The sequence below is a fragment of the Methylibium sp. T29 genome (assembly GCF_000576205.1).
GTDB classification, from domain to species: Bacteria; Pseudomonadota; Gammaproteobacteria; order Burkholderiales; family Burkholderiaceae_C; genus Methylibium; species Methylibium petroleiphilum.
Genome location: NZ_AZND01000005.1, coordinates 13,371 through 26,324, shown reverse-complemented (window position 1 = coordinate 26,324; position 12,954 = coordinate 13,371). Strand labels below are relative to the sequence as shown.

Annotated in this window: 12 protein-coding genes, 1 tRNA gene and 2 pseudogenes; 3 read left to right on the top strand and 12 right to left on the bottom strand. The window is 67.9% G+C overall.

What is annotated here, in order from left to right:
• The first annotated feature begins 11 nt into the window (after window positions 1–11).
• Window positions 12–1,230, top strand: a pseudogene (locus tag x551_RS01750) (CaiB/BaiF CoA-transferase family protein).
• A gap of 9 nt (window positions 1,231–1,239) precedes the next feature.
• Here x551_RS01750 and greB read toward each other — a convergent pair.
• The 3 genes from greB to x551_RS01735 all read right to left on the bottom strand — a co-directional run bounded on the left by greB (window position 1,240) and on the right by x551_RS01735 (window position 4,066).
• Window positions 1,240–1,800 (bottom strand): transcription elongation factor GreB, encoded by a 561-nt coding sequence (greB, locus tag x551_RS01745; RefSeq protein WP_036229178.1) that lies wholly within the window; start codon window positions 1,798–1,800, stop codon window positions 1,240–1,242.
• Window positions 1,801–1,840: 40 nt separating this feature from the next.
• Window positions 1,841–2,635, bottom strand: a complete 795-nt coding sequence (locus x551_RS01740) for an SDR family oxidoreductase (RefSeq protein ID WP_011830435.1) — start codon at window positions 2,633–2,635, stop codon at window positions 1,841–1,843.
• Window positions 2,636–2,746: 111 nt separating this feature from the next.
• A complete protein-coding gene (locus tag x551_RS01735; RefSeq protein ID WP_011830436.1) occupies window positions 2,747–4,066 on the bottom strand; it encodes a hemolysin family protein in 1,320 nt (439 codons plus the stop codon).
• A 62-nt stretch (window positions 4,067–4,128) separates the two neighbouring features.
• Here x551_RS01735 and x551_RS01730 point away from each other — a divergent pair.
• Window positions 4,129–4,949, top strand: a pseudogene (locus x551_RS01730) (symmetrical bis(5'-nucleosyl)-tetraphosphatase).
• A gap of 47 nt (window positions 4,950–4,996) precedes the next feature.
• Window positions 4,997–5,086: transfer RNA gene (locus x551_RS01725), tRNA-Ser, on the top strand.
• A gap of 9 nt (window positions 5,087–5,095) precedes the next feature.
• On the opposite strand, the gene x551_RS24940 is transcribed toward x551_RS01725, so the two are convergent.
• From x551_RS24940 to x551_RS01700, 9 genes are all read right to left on the bottom strand, one after another.
• Window positions 5,096–5,323, bottom strand: a complete 228-nt coding sequence (locus x551_RS24940; RefSeq protein ID WP_152543370.1) for a hypothetical protein — start codon at window positions 5,321–5,323, stop codon at window positions 5,096–5,098.
• A gap of 126 nt (window positions 5,324–5,449) precedes the next feature.
• Window positions 5,450–5,755 (bottom strand): hypothetical protein, encoded by a 306-nt coding sequence (locus tag x551_RS01720; RefSeq protein ID WP_036229173.1) that lies wholly within the window; start codon window positions 5,753–5,755, stop codon window positions 5,450–5,452.
• A gap of 158 nt (window positions 5,756–5,913) precedes the next feature.
• Window positions 5,914–7,365: a GGDEF domain-containing protein gene (locus x551_RS01715; protein ID WP_051511798.1), complete on the bottom strand. Its 1,452-nt coding sequence runs from the start codon at window positions 7,363–7,365 to the stop codon at window positions 5,914–5,916.
• A gap of 262 nt (window positions 7,366–7,627) precedes the next feature.
• On the bottom strand, window positions 7,628–9,892 hold the full coding sequence (locus tag x551_RS01710) for an EAL domain-containing protein (RefSeq protein ID WP_051511797.1): 2,265 nt from the start codon (window positions 9,890–9,892) through the stop codon (window positions 7,628–7,630).
• Between the two features lie 42 nt (window positions 9,893–9,934).
• Window positions 9,935–10,702, bottom strand: coding sequence for a response regulator (locus tag x551_RS23195; protein WP_081771174.1), 768 nt, complete (start codon window positions 10,700–10,702; stop codon window positions 9,935–9,937).
• The gene (locus x551_RS23190) at window positions 10,615–11,223 is read right to left on the bottom strand and encodes a response regulator (RefSeq protein WP_051511793.1); all 609 of its coding nucleotides are present in this window, start codon (window positions 11,221–11,223) and stop codon (window positions 10,615–10,617) included. Before x551_RS23190 ends, x551_RS23195 begins: the two co-directional genes overlap by 88 nt.
• A complete protein-coding gene (locus x551_RS23185) occupies window positions 11,223–11,675 on the bottom strand; it encodes an ATP-binding protein (RefSeq protein ID WP_051511792.1) in 453 nt (150 codons plus the stop codon). Before x551_RS23185 ends, x551_RS23190 begins: the two co-directional genes overlap by 1 nt.
• Window positions 11,630–12,688 (bottom strand): histidine kinase dimerization/phospho-acceptor domain-containing protein, encoded by a 1,059-nt coding sequence (locus tag x551_RS23180; RefSeq protein ID WP_152543368.1) that lies wholly within the window; start codon window positions 12,686–12,688, stop codon window positions 11,630–11,632. Before x551_RS23180 ends, x551_RS23185 begins: the two co-directional genes overlap by 46 nt.
• Window positions 12,613–12,936, bottom strand: coding sequence for a hypothetical protein (locus tag x551_RS01700; protein WP_036247367.1), 324 nt, complete (start codon window positions 12,934–12,936; stop codon window positions 12,613–12,615). Before x551_RS01700 ends, x551_RS23180 begins: the two co-directional genes overlap by 76 nt.
• Between the last annotated feature and the right edge of the window lie 18 nt (window positions 12,937–12,954).

Genomic DNA, 12,954 nt, shown 5'->3' with positions numbered 1-12,954 from the left:
GGGTGGGCAGAATGCGCGCGTCGCACGAACGGGAGCAAACGATGCAGATCCTCGAAGGCATCAAGGTGGTCGAACTCGGCCAACTGATCGCCGGCCCCTTCGCGGCCAAGACGCTGGCCGATTTCGGCGCACGGGTCGTCAAGATCGAGCCGCCGGGCGGCGGCGATCCGCTGCGCAAGTGGCGCAAGCTGCGCGAGGGCAACTCGGTGTGGTGGGATGCGCAGTCTCGCAACAAGGAGTCGGTGGCGATCGACCTGCGCCAGCCCGAAGGCCAGGCACTGGTGCGCGAGCTGCTGGCCGACGCGGACGTGCTGATCGAGAACTTCCGACCGGGCACGCTCGAGGCCTGGGGCCTGGGCTGGGAAGCACTGCATGCGCTGAATCCGCGGCTGATCATGCTGCGCCTGTCTGGCTTCGGCCAGACCGGGCCCCGGGCGGGCGAGCCAGGCTTCGCGGCGGTGGGCGAGGCTTTTGCCGGCCTGCGCCACCTGAATGCCGAACCGGGCCGTGCACCGGTGCGGGCCGGCGTGTCGCTCGGCGACACCGTGGCCGGGCTGCACGGCGCGATGGGCGTGCTGCTGGCGCTGTACGGTCGCGATGCGCTCGGCGGCACCGGACAGATGATCGACCTGGCGCTCTACGAGGCCATGTTCAACCTGACCGAGAGCCTGCTGCCCGAGTACGACGCGTTCGGCGAGGTGCGGCAGCCGGCCGGCGGCGCGCTGCCCGGTATCGCACCGTCGAATGCCTACCCCTGCGGCGACGGTCGCTTCGTGCTGGTGGCCGGCAACGGCGACAGCATCTTCCGCCGGCTGATGGCCGCGATCGACCGGCCCGATCTGGCCGACGACCCGGCGCTGGCGCGCAACGATGGCCGCGCCGCGCGAGCCGCTGAACTGGACGCCGCGATCGGCGCGTGGACCGCGCAGCGAACACTCGACGACGTGCTGGCCGCCATGGCGGCCGCCGACGTGCCGGCGAGTCGCCTCTACACGATCGCCGACCTGGCGACCGACGCGCACTACCAAGCGCGCGGCAACATCGAGCGCATCCCCGCACTGGCGGGAGGCACGATCGCGGTGCCCGGCATCGTGCCGCGCTGTCGCTACGCCGGGTGCGGTGCGCCGCCGCGCGCCCCGGCTCGGCGAGCACAGCGATGCCGTGCTGCACGAACTGGGTCACGACGACGTGGCGATCGCCGCGCTCCGCGCGCGCAAGATCGTGGGCTGACGCCGGCGGTCAAGCCGGTCGGGGTGGGTAGCGCACCTCGATCACCTCGATCGTCTGCGGCCCCTGCGGCGTGAGCAGCGTGACCTCGTCGCCCACACGCGCCTTCAACAGTGCCCGCGCCACCGGCGAGATCCAGCTCACCTCGGCCTGCAGGTTGTCGGCCTCGTCGATGCCCTTGATCGTGATCGTGCGCTCGACGCCGTCGGGGGCCGCGTAGGTGACGGTCGCGCCGAAGAACACCTGGTCGCTGCCTCGATGCACGCTGGGGTCGGCCACCTCGGCGATCTCGAGTCGCTTCGTCAGGAAGCGGATGCGGCGGTCGATCTCGCGCAGCCGCTTCTTCCCGTAGAGGTAGTCGCCGTTCTCGGAGCGGTCGCCGTTCTTCGCGGCCCAGGACACGGTCTCGACCACCTTGGGACGTTCGTCGTCGAGCAGTTGCATCAACTCGGCCCGCAAGCGGGCGAAGCCCGCCGGCGTGATGTAGTTCTTGCTGCCGGCCGGCAAGGCGGGCAGCTCGAGCTCGTCGTCCTCGTCAGGCGCGTCGCTTTCCTTCGTGAAGGCCTTGCTCATGCCTTCATTGTGGCGCGCGGCGGCAGCCTGATCCGCAGGCTCAGACGGCCGAGCGGAGCACGCCGCCGTCCACCCGCAGCGCCGCACCGGTGGTGGCTGACGCGAGGGGGCTGGCGACATAGGCCACCAGCGAGGCCACCTCCTCGGTCGTGGCGAAGCGGCGAATCAGGGAAGTGGGCCGCATCTTGAGGAAGAACTCCTGCTCGACGACCTCGGCCGACTTGCCTTCGGCCTGGGCCAGCGCATCGACGAAGTCGACGACACCGCGCGAACGCGTGGGCCCGGGCAGTACGCTATTGACCGTGATGCCCGTCCCGGCCACGGCCTCCGCAAGGCCTCGCGACACCGCCAGTTGCGCGGTCTTGGTCATGCCGTAGTGGATCATCTCTGACGGGATCTGCAGCGCGCTCTCGCTCGAGATGAAGATCACCCGCCCCCAATTGCGTTGCCGCATCGCCGGCAGGTAGAGCCGCGCCAGACGCACGCCGCTGAGTACGTTGACGTCGAAGAAGCGCTGCCAGTCCGCGTCGGGGATCTCCTCGAAGGGCTTGGGCTCGAAGATGCCGAGGTTGTTGACGAGAATATCGACATCCGGGAAGCGGCGCACGAGCGCCTCGGCCGCCACCGCGGTGCTGAGGTCGCCGGCAAAGCCTTCGGCGGCGTTCGGCCCCGATGCCGCGCACAGTTGCGCGACGGCACGTTCGACGGCCACCTCGGTACGGCCGTTGACGATCACGCGCGCACCCTCGCGCGCCAGCGCCTCGGCGATCGAATAGCCGATGCCGGCCGTGCTGCCGGACACGAGAGCCTGCTTACCTGTCAGTTGAAGATCCACGTTGAGCTTTCCTGAAGAGTGACGCTCGGTGAGCGAATGCGCGCAGTCTTGCAGGAACGCGCCGACCTGCTCGATGTCAAGGTCTTCGTCGCGCCAACCTCGGCGCCGAGGTCAGGATTCGGAGCCGGTCAGCGACGCGGCATCGGCGCCGCCCAGTCGATTGACCAGCACCTTGTCGACCCGCTTGCCGTCGAGATCGACCACCTCGAAGCGCCAACCGGCCCACTCGACCACGTCGGCGGTCTGCGGCAGGCGCCCGAGCAGCAGCATCGTCATGCCGGCGAGGGTGTTGTAGCGGCCACGGTCCTCGTCGGGCAGTTCCTTCAGGCCGAGCCGGTCCTTGAGTTCGGGGACCGGGATCAAGCCGTCGATCAACCACGAGCCATCGTCGCGCTGCACCGCCCAGGCGTCGTCGGCGGTGGGCGTGGTGAACTCACCGGTGATGGCCTCCAGCACGTCGCGCAGCGTGATCACGCCTTGGACTTCGCCGTACTCGTCGACGACGAACACCATCTGCGTGGTCGATCCGCGGAACTGCTCGAGCAGTTCCATGCCGGTGAGCGTCTCGGGCACGAACACCGGCGGCTGCAGGCCTTCGGTCAACGATAGCGGCTTGCCGCTGGTGACCTGCTGCAGCAGGTGCTGCGTCCCGACGACGCCGAGCACCTCGTCCAGTCCGCCCCGGCACACCGGGTAGCGGGAGTGTTCGTGAGCCGCGATCACCGCCAGCGCGTCGGCGATGGGCGTCGTGCTGTCGAGCCAGGCGATCTCGCCGCGCGGGATCATCATCGAGCCGATCTGCCGCTCGTCGAGCCGGAAGACATTGCGCACCATCTGGTGTTCCTGGGCCTCGATGACTCCGGCGTCGAAGCCCTCCTCGAGGCTGGCCGCAATCTCCTCCTCCGTCACGCCCCGGCTCTGCGTGTCGCGGATGCCGAGCAGGCCGAGGATCGCGCCCGTGCTGCCGGCCAGCAGCTTGACGAAGGGCCTGGCGACGAAGGACAGGCCGCGCATCGGCCGAGAGACCAGGCGCGCGACGGCTTCGGGATAGAGCTGGCCGACCCGCTTGGGCACCAGTTCGCCGAAGATGATCGTCAGGAAGGTGATGATCACCACCACCAGGGCGAGCGAGCCGATATCGGCAGCCCGCGGCGCAATGTCGAAGCCTTCCTTGAGCCACGCGGCCAACGGCTGCGAGAAGGCGGCCTCGCCCACGATGCCGTTCAGGATGCCGATCGAGGTGATGCCGATCTGCACCGTCGACAGGAAGCTCGTCGGGTTGTCATGCAACTCCATCGCCGCCTTGGCGCCGGCGTCTCCGGTTTCCACCATCACCTGCAGACGCGCCTTGCGGCTCGCGGCCAGCGACATCTCCGACATCGCGAACAGGCCGTTGAGAAGGATCAGGCAAACCAGGAGAAAGACGTCCATTCAGTGCGCCGCGCCGGGCGACGTCACGAGTCGGTGAAATACGAGCGTAGCAGAATCGACCCATGATCTATCTCGTCGGCGACCTCCAGGGCTGTTGCGACGCCCTCGACCAACTGCTCGCCAAGATCGGCTTCTCGCCCTCGCGCGATCGGCTGTACGCGCTCGGCGATCTGGTGAACCGCGGGCCGCGGTCGCTCGACGTGCTGCGGCGACTGATCGCACTGGGCGACTCGGCCACCTGCCTGCTCGGCAACCACGACCTGCACCTGCTGGCCGTGGCCCGAGGCGTGCGCCGCCCCCACCGCAGCGACACGCTGACGCCGATCCTCGAGTCCGCGGACCGCGACGCGCTGATCGATTGGGTCCGCAGTCGACCGCTCGCGGTGCACGCGGAGGGCTGGCTGATGGTGCATGCCGGCGTGGCGCCGCAGTGGGACCGGGCGCTGACGCTGCAACTGGCCGCCGAAGTGGAGGCGGAACTCGGCGGTCCGCGATGGGGGACTTCCTGCAGGTGATGTACGGCAACGAGCCGTCTCGATGGAAGACCGGTCTCGACGGCGCCGACCGATGGCGCTTCGCGATCAACGTGCTCACGCGCGTGCGCTTCGTCGATGCTCGTGGCACGCTGGACTTCAAGGTGAAGGAGGCCGCGGACAAAGCGCCGGACGGGCTCTACCCCTGGTTCGAGGCACCCGACCGCCAGACGCAGGGACAACCAATCGCCTTCGGCCATTGGTCGACGCTCGGCCTCTTGAATCGCCCTGACCTGCTGGCCATCGACACCGGCTGCGTCTGGGGCGGCGCGCTCACCGCGGTGCGTATCGACGGAGGGCGGCGGGAGATGACCCAGATCGACTGCGAAACGGCGCAGCGGCCTGGCTGATCAGACGCGACGACCGAGCCGCCGCCGAACTTAGAATTCAGTCCGTTGGAAGCGTGGCCGAGCGGTTGAAGGCAGCAGTCTTGAAAACTGCCGAAGGGGTGACCCTTCCGTGGGTTCGAATCCCACCGCTTCCGCCAATGCACCTCTCAGCGCCTAGTGAACGCGTCCTGCAGTTCTCCGGGCAGGGTATCGATTTCTTCCTCGCTCACGTCCAGCCCGCGACGCAGATCAAACGACGAATGCAACCAGTGATCGTCGGTCTGGGTGTCGTCCTGCTGAACAGCGCGGAGTTCAACAGCGCTCCGATCTGTCCGGGTTTTGGGTGGATGCAGAGTGAAATGCCGAGACTTGGCTCCGAAATCGAAAGTTGCCATGGCGAACCCCGTCCTGCGAAATCGCGTACATAAGGTTACATCTATGCTGGGGGCGTGGTAATTCCCATTTTTAGTTAAAGGTTATAGGCCATCTTCGCCGGCCGCAACGATGCCGCTCCTGGAGAGCTATCGGAGCGTCGTCCAATGGACATCGACGCTCGTCGATCGATCATCTTCTTCGAACCGAGGCCCAACGGGCAGGTCGCCTGACCCAGGAGGCACCGGTTCAGCACAACGGTCGATGAAGTGGCGCAATTCAGACTCCATAGCCGGCGTGAACCCATCGCGCATCTGCATCACGATGGCCTGCTCGATCGCCAGACGCATGTCCGGAGGCAAGTGCCGCCCCGCCAGGAGCGTGGTCAGCAACTCGTGCGCGCGTTGTTCGAAGCCACTCATTCTCGGATCACGGAACGTCTGCAGGGTCGGCACGCCAGGAGAGTCTCGACGAAGGCTGGGCCGCGCCGGGGCCACGATCGGCACGACCACAGCGCTGGATTGTCCGCCTCGGCAGGACAGGGCGTCCGAACGAACTAGGGGGTCCTTCGCGGGCCCCGCTCGGCCGCGCAACGAGCGCCGCGGGCAGTAGATCAGGCGGCGCAGGTGCGGTTCTTGCCGCTGTGCTTGGCCTCGTACAGCGCCTCGTCGGCGCGCTCCAGCGATTGCTCGAGCCGTTCGCCGGGCCGGTAGAGGCTGACGCCGGCCGAGAAGGTCACGAACACCTGCCCCTGCTCATCGCTCATGAACAGCTCCGCGCTGAGCGTACGCTGCACGCGGGTGAGCACGCGCTGCGCCTCGTCGAGCGGCGTGCCCGGCAGCAGCACCACGAACTCCTCGCCACCGTAGCGCGCCAGTGTGTCGCCGGGGCGCAGCGCCTGCGCGACGCGGTGCGTCAGGAACTGCAGCGCCGCATCGCCGCTCGCATGGCCCAGCCGATCGTTGAGCTTCTTGAAATTGTCGATGTCGATCAGCGCCACGGCGAGCGTCGCGCCCTCACCCTGTGCAGCCCGCTGGTTCTTGGCCTGCTCCGTCTCGAAGGCCTGCTGCAGGCCGCGGCGGTTGGCGATCTGCGTCAAGGGGTCCGTGGACACTTCGTCCGACAGCCGACGGATCTCGTCCTCCAATTCGACCACCCGCGCCTGCATCTCGGCCGATCGGCTGTGCTCCAGAGCCAGTCTGGCCTGCGCCTGGCTGACCCCTTCGTGCACTGCCCGGCTTTCAGCCACCATCTGTCGCACCGTCCCGGCCAGGCTCTCAAGAGACTCGGCACGGTCGATCTCGTCGGCGTACCCGTCCAATTGAGACGAGAAGCGCCCGGTCTGTGCCCCCAGCGAGGCAATCTCGTCGAGCATCTCGTGGATCGAGTCCTTCAAGGCATCACGGGCCGCCTTGCGGGCTGCGCGCAGTTCCTGCTGGCGCTCGCGCGTACCGAGCAGCAGTTGGCTGACCGATCGCACGCCCCGTGCCGTCAGGCCACCGTCGCTCTCGAACAGCTGACTGCGCATCACCTCGCACTGCCCTTTGACCCAGGAATCGTCCTCGGACAGGTCGGCCAAACCTTCGGTGAGTTCCTGGCACAGCCCTCCCAGTTGGTTCGTCAGGTGCTGGCGATGCTGCAACACCCGTTGCGCCTCGGTGCAAGCCTGCGCCACGTCTTCGACAACACCATCGGGGCCGTCGGCAGCAATGCGCGCCTGCAACTGCGCAAGCCGCTCGGCCACCTCGCGGCTGCGCGCCTCACTCGACGGCAACGCCGCCTGAACGGTCGCACCGAGTTCGGCGGCAACGCGCGACCAGGCCATCGAGACGGGCGCCGGCGAAGCCTCTGCAACGACCATCGGCGCGACGTCGCCCACGGGTGCTGCCGCGTCGAAAGGTGCCAGATCGCTCGGTGCCTCGTCGAGCGCATCACTGTCCCAGCTGGCGATGAGCTGCTTGAGCCTTTGCTGCAGCCGCTTGGCGTCGCTGCGGCTGCCCCCGAGCACCCGCTGCAGACTGTCCTTGCGTCGCGCGGCGGTCCAGTTGCGGCCGCCACGCTCCACGCCCCGCAGCGCTCTGGAACAGAGCGGCCCACGCTTCGCCGTCGCCTTCGGCGCTGTCCGGCACGGCAGCAGCGACCCCCGCCGCGGGCCCCGGAGCGTCACCGCGCTCCGTCCGGTAGGCCCACGCAAAGTTCTCGGGCGTCGGTTGCTTGCGCTCCAGCGCAAGGCGGCGCAGCGCCGCCTTGGCCAACTCCGCAGCCGCGGGTTCCGCGGCACGTGCAGCGGACGCTTCCGGGTTCGAGGCCACGCCCATCGCGCGTGCTCAGGCGCCCGGAGGCAGACTGCCCGGCAGGGCGCGCACATCGGCCCGCGGCACCGCCTCCGCCGTGGCATCGCTGTCTTCCACCTGCCCGATCCACGGGGCCTTGCGAGGCAATACGGTCTGCGCCAGCCATTGTTCCAGTTCTTCAGGCGGCAAGGCCTTGCTGAACAGGAAGCCCTGCATCGTGCTGCAGCCCAGGCGGTGCAGCACCTCCATCTGGCGCAGGTTCTCCACGCCCTCCGCAATCACGCGGATGCCGAGCGAGCGCGCCAGCGCAATGATCGCCGTCACCACGGCCGAACTCTGCAAGGTAACGCCGAGGTCACGCACGAAGCTGCGGTCGATTTTCAGCTCGCTGATCGGCAGCGTCGTCAGGTACGCGAGCGAGGAATAGCCGGTGCCGAAGTCGTCGATGGAGATCTCGACGCCGATCTCGTTGAGTCGATGCAAGGCCGGGATCACGTTCTGCAGATCCTTCATCAGGCCGGTTTCAGTGATCTCGAGCTCGATGCAGGAATGCGTGACGCCGTGCGCCGCCGCGGCCTGCTGGATGTGGGTCACCAGGTCGGTGCGCTCGAACAGCCGGCTCGGCAGGTTCACCGCGATCGAGGTTTCGATGCCATGGTGCTGCTGCCACAGGCGCGCCTGCCGGGTGGCCTCGCGGATGGCCCACTCGCTCATCGGCACGATGAGGCCGGTCTCCTCGGCCAGCGGGATGAAATCGCCGGGCGGCACCAACACGCCATTGCGCTTCCAGCGCATCAGCGCCTCGGCACCGACCATGCGCGCGGTGCGCACGTCGATCTTCGGCTGGTAGTGCAGCACCAGTTCCTCGCGCTCGATGGCCTTGTGCAGCGCACTCTCGAGCTCGAGCTTCTCGCGGCCCTTGCCGGCCAGATGCGGCCGGTAGAGCGATGCCGCGTTGCGTCCGGCTGCCTTGGCGGAGTACATCGCCACATCGGCGTTGCGCAGCACGTCGGCCACCGAAGCGCCGTCCCGAGGGAACAGCGCGATGCCGACGCTCGCCGTCACGAAGCATTCCTGGCCGCCCACGAAGATGGGCTCGCGCATCACTTCGAGGATGCGCAGCGCAACGCGCTCGGCATCCTGGTCGGCATCGACCTCGGGCAGCAACGCCACGAACTCGTCACCGCCGAGACGACCGACCGCCTCCAGCGAGCGATGCGCGCGCAGACCCACCGAGTCGATCCCCGTCTCGACCACCTGGTCGGAGTGCCGCACGCAGGACCGCAGTCGCCGCGACACCTCCATCAGCAGTTCGTCCCCCGCCCCGTGCCCGAGCGTGTCATTAATGACCTTGAAGCGATCCAGGTCGATCAGCAGCAGCCCCACCTGATGGTTCAGCCGCTTGGCCTGTTCCATCGCACGTTCGGCGCGCCAGATCAACTGGCGCCGGTTCGGCAGGCCCGTCAGTGCGTCGAAGTTCGCCAGGTGACGGATCTTGTCCTCGGCCACCCGTCGGTCGGTCACGTCCTGAACGATGCCGGTGTAGCCGGTCAGGTTGCCGTGTTCGTTGAACTCGGGTTCGGCCTCGACGTGGACCACGCGCTGGCGCCCGTCGATCAGTTGTACCGGGAAATCGGTGGCCAGCACGGTGCTGCGGGCCAGCGTATCCCGCAACAGCGACAGACAGCCCTGCCGATGCTCGGCGGGGACCATGCGGATGAGCGATCTCATGCCGAGGTGATCCCCCGGGCCCAGACCGAAGACGCGCAAACCCTCGACCGAGAACAGCAGCCCCGAGCGATCGCGCCGCCAGTCGAAGCTTCCCATGCGTGCGAGATCCTGCGCGCGTGCCAGCTTCGATTTGCTGCGCTCGAGCTCCAGTCGGGTGCGGGACGAGCGCAGCAGATAACGCAGCCGTCCGGCCAGCAGGCTCCACTGCGTCGATTTGACGAAAAAGTCGGTGGCGCCGGCCTCGTAGGCACGAGTGATCGACGCATCGTCATCCAATCCGGTCAGCATCAGCACCGGCATCGACTCGAAGCCGGGCAAGGCGCGCAGCTCCCGGCAGGTGGTGAAGCCGTCCATGCCGGGCATCAGCGCATCGAGCACGATGACATCGGGCGACCAGTCGGTCAGCAACTGCACCGCGCGCTCGCCGCTGGTGGCTTCGGTGACGGCGAAGCCTCGCTCGCGCAACGCGATCGATGTCAGCAGCAGGTTGACCTCGTCGTCGTCGACCAGGAGAACACGAGGGCTCTCCAGAGGATCGTCGACAGAGGGATCGGCGCGCAGGTCCATGGGTGAATTCTTGATCGACAGCGCGTGGGTCGTGGATCCAGGTCAGGCGGCAGGCAGCAGCAGAGCGTGCAGGCTGCCACGAACCGACGCGATCTCGGCGCGCAGCGCCGCGACGCGCGACCCCAGGGCCTGCACCTCGTTGTTGCGAATCATGCCCTCGATGTCGGCACACAGGGCCGACAACTTGAGCGCCCCGATGCTGGCCGACGAGGATTTCAGCGTATGGGCGACATGCTTCACGCCGTCGAGGTCGCCCGCTGCATGCGCTTCGTCGAGCTGCGGCAGCAAACGCCCCGTGGACGTCTCGAACGCCTGCACGACGCGCTCCAGCAGCCGGTTCGCCCCGGTGGGATCGAGGTCGCGCAGCCGCTGCAGAGCCTGGGCATCCAGAGCTCCGGCCGTCGCCGCAGGGGGGCTCGCCGGAGCTCCAGCCAACGCTGGCTCGGCCGGAGCCGGCGTCAGCTCTCCCGCCCCGGTGTCGGGAATGTTCAGGCGTTGTGACAGCATGGTGTGCAACTGGCTTTGCCGGAAGGGTTTGGAAAGGTATTCATCGAATCCGAGGCCGAGGAATCGCTCGCGGTCACCCCCCAATGCGTTGGCGGTCACCGCGACCACCGGCGTGGTGGGTGGAGTGCGGAAGGCGAAGCGCTCGCCAGGCCCTCGGCGGAACCAGCCGAGCGCCTCGACACCGTCCATGCCCGGCATCTGGATGTCCATCATGATCAGGTCGAAGCGCTCGGCACACAAAGCACGCAGCCCTTCGAGCGCCGACGAGGCGAGCTGCACGCGGCAACCGAAGTGGCGCAGCATCTGCCGATCACTTCCTGGTTCACGGGATTGTCCTCGACCACCAGGATATGGGCGCCGATCTTGCGCGACGAACCGCCGCCGGCACCGGCAACACCCGACACGCCGAGGATCGCCTGGCGCAGTTCGGCCTTCCGCACCGGCTTGTTGACGAAGCGCTTGAAGCCCACGGCCTGCGCCCGCTTGGCGTCGTCGGGCGAGCTCACGGACGACAGCATGATCAGCTTCACGTCCGCGAAGTCCGGCTCGGCCGAGATCCGGTCGGCCAGTTGCAGGCCATCGAGCCGCGGCATCTGCATGTCGATCAGCGCAATGTCGAAGCTGCGTGCGGCATCGCGCTCCGCATGCAGCCGCTCCAGCGCATGCACGCCGTCGTTCGCCACCACGACCTCCATGCCCCAGGCCCCGAGCAAGTTTTCGAGCACCGTCCGGTTGGTCTCGTTGTCATCGACGACGAGCACGCGCAGGGCAGGCATGTCATGAAGTTCGAGCATGTCGACATCGACGTCGCTGGAGGCCGGCATCAGGGCAGCCGAACGCAGAACCGCGAGCCCACCCCCGGCTGGCTGCGGACCGTGATCGATCCGGACATCAGTTCGACCAGCTGGCGCGAGATCGCCAGCCCCAGACCGGTGCCGCCGTAGCGTCGCGCCATGCCGCTGCTGGCCTGGCTGAAGGCAATGAAGAGCCGTGACAAGGCCTCGGGGGGAATGCCGATCCCGGTATCCCGCACGCACAGCTCGACCCACAGCCGGTCCCCGGTGGCCAGGGCCGTCTCTGCCGCGGTCGGCTCGACCCGGCGCATCTCGACGACCACCTCGCCATGCTCGGTGAACTTGATCGCGTTGGCGACCAGGTTCGTGAGCACCTGGCGCAGCCGCAGCGCATCGCCATGCAGTGCCGGCGGCAGGCCGGGCTCCTCCCGGAAGCTCAACTCCAGCCCGCGCTCCTGCGCCCGAGGCGCCAACAGTTCCAACACGTCCTCGACCAGGGCTCGCGGCGTGAAGTCGGCCGGCGCCAGTTCCAGCTTGCCGGCTCGATCTTCGAGAAATCGAGGATGTCGTTGATGATCTCGAGCAGGCTTTCGCCGGAGCGGTACACCGCCTGGGCAAAGCGTCGCTGCCGCGAATCGAGCGCGGTGCCCAGCAGGAGTTCGGTCATGCCGAGCACGCCGTTCATCGGCGTGCGGATCTCGTGGCTCATCGTCGCCATGAACTGGCTCTTCGCCTGGCTCGCCGTCTCGGCCTGCAGCGCCAGCGCCTGGGCCGCAGCCGTGGCCTGCTGCAACTCGGCGGCGCTGGCTTCGATGGCACTGCGATGCTCCCGCAGCCGGGCCTGCATGCTGTTGAAAGTGGCGGCGAGCCGGCCCAGTTCGTCGTCGGAGACGATCTCCACCGGTTGCTCGAAGTCGTCGTCCGCCATGCGCAACGCCCCGTCGCGCAGCCCGTCGATCTGACGGTTGATGCGGCGCGTCAGATAGCCGGCGACCACCAGCCCGAACGTGAGCAAACCGCAGGCCGTCACCAGCATCAGAGCGAACAACAGCTGGGCGATCCAGCGGCTGGCCTCCCCCAGCACGGTGGAGAAGGCGTCCTCGATCGGCACGAGGCGGCGATTGAGCACCTCGATCTCGCCGACCAGGAGGGCAGCGTGCGCCGGGCTCAGGCTGCCGTTCAGCACTTGCGTGCGGATGGTGTCGCCGTAGCTGCGCAGCAGCGCCATTTCCTCGTCGCCGCGGGTCCAGAGCTGGATCACCCGGTCCATGTAGCTCAGATTGCGGAAGGTCCGGAACAACCAGATCAGGCTGTCGATGTCGTCGGGGTGGTTGCGCCCTGCCAGGAAGCCCGCATACGCCACGTCGTAGTCGAAATCGGGCTTCTCCAGTTCCAGTCGGGCCTGCCGGTCCCCCAGCGTCACGGACAACGCCGCCGCGTACTGGCGGTAATCAGCTTCCTCGTGGGTCTGTGCATAGCGCACCAGGTAGAACACCGCGTCGCGGTTGCCTTTGGCCCACAGCCCGTCCCCGGCCACGTAGCGCGCACGCCGGACAGGATGTCGGAGCTGAGCTTGCTGAGGTAGACGAGGCCGACGACCACGCCGACCAGCAGGAACACGATCAACGCGAGCTTGCGCGCCACCGCCAGATCGCGCAGCGGCCGCAGCACCCGGCGATCGACCGCGGCGCGCGCCTCGGCCGCGGCACGCTCGAACTGCGAGTCGACGTGCTCGTTGCTCATCGAGCCACCCCCGACCCG

Coding starts and splice junctions, on each gene's coding strand:
- greB (WP_036229178.1), bottom strand. CDS start 1,800: ATGAGCAAGGCCTTCACGAAGGAAAGCGACGCGCCTGACGAGGACGAC.
- x551_RS01735 (WP_011830436.1), bottom strand. CDS start 4,066: ATGGACGTCTTTCTCCTGGTTTGCCTGATCCTTCTCAACGGCCTGTTC.
- x551_RS24940 (WP_152543370.1), bottom strand. CDS start 5,323: ATGGCAACTTTCGATTTCGGAGCCAAGTCTCGGCATTTCACTCTGCAT.
- x551_RS01710 (WP_051511797.1), bottom strand. CDS start 9,892: ATGGACCTGCGCGCCGATCCCTCTGTCGACGATCCTCTGGAGAGCCCT.
- x551_RS23195 (WP_081771174.1), bottom strand. CDS start 10,702: ATGCTGCGCCACTTCGGTTGCCGCGTGCAGCTCGCCTCGTCGGCGCTC.
- x551_RS23190 (WP_051511793.1), bottom strand. CDS start 11,223: ATGCCGGCCTCCAGCGACGTCGATGTCGACATGCTCGAACTTCATGAC.
- x551_RS01700 (WP_036247367.1), bottom strand. CDS start 12,936: ATGAGCAACGAGCACGTCGACTCGCAGTTCGAGCGTGCCGCGGCCGAG.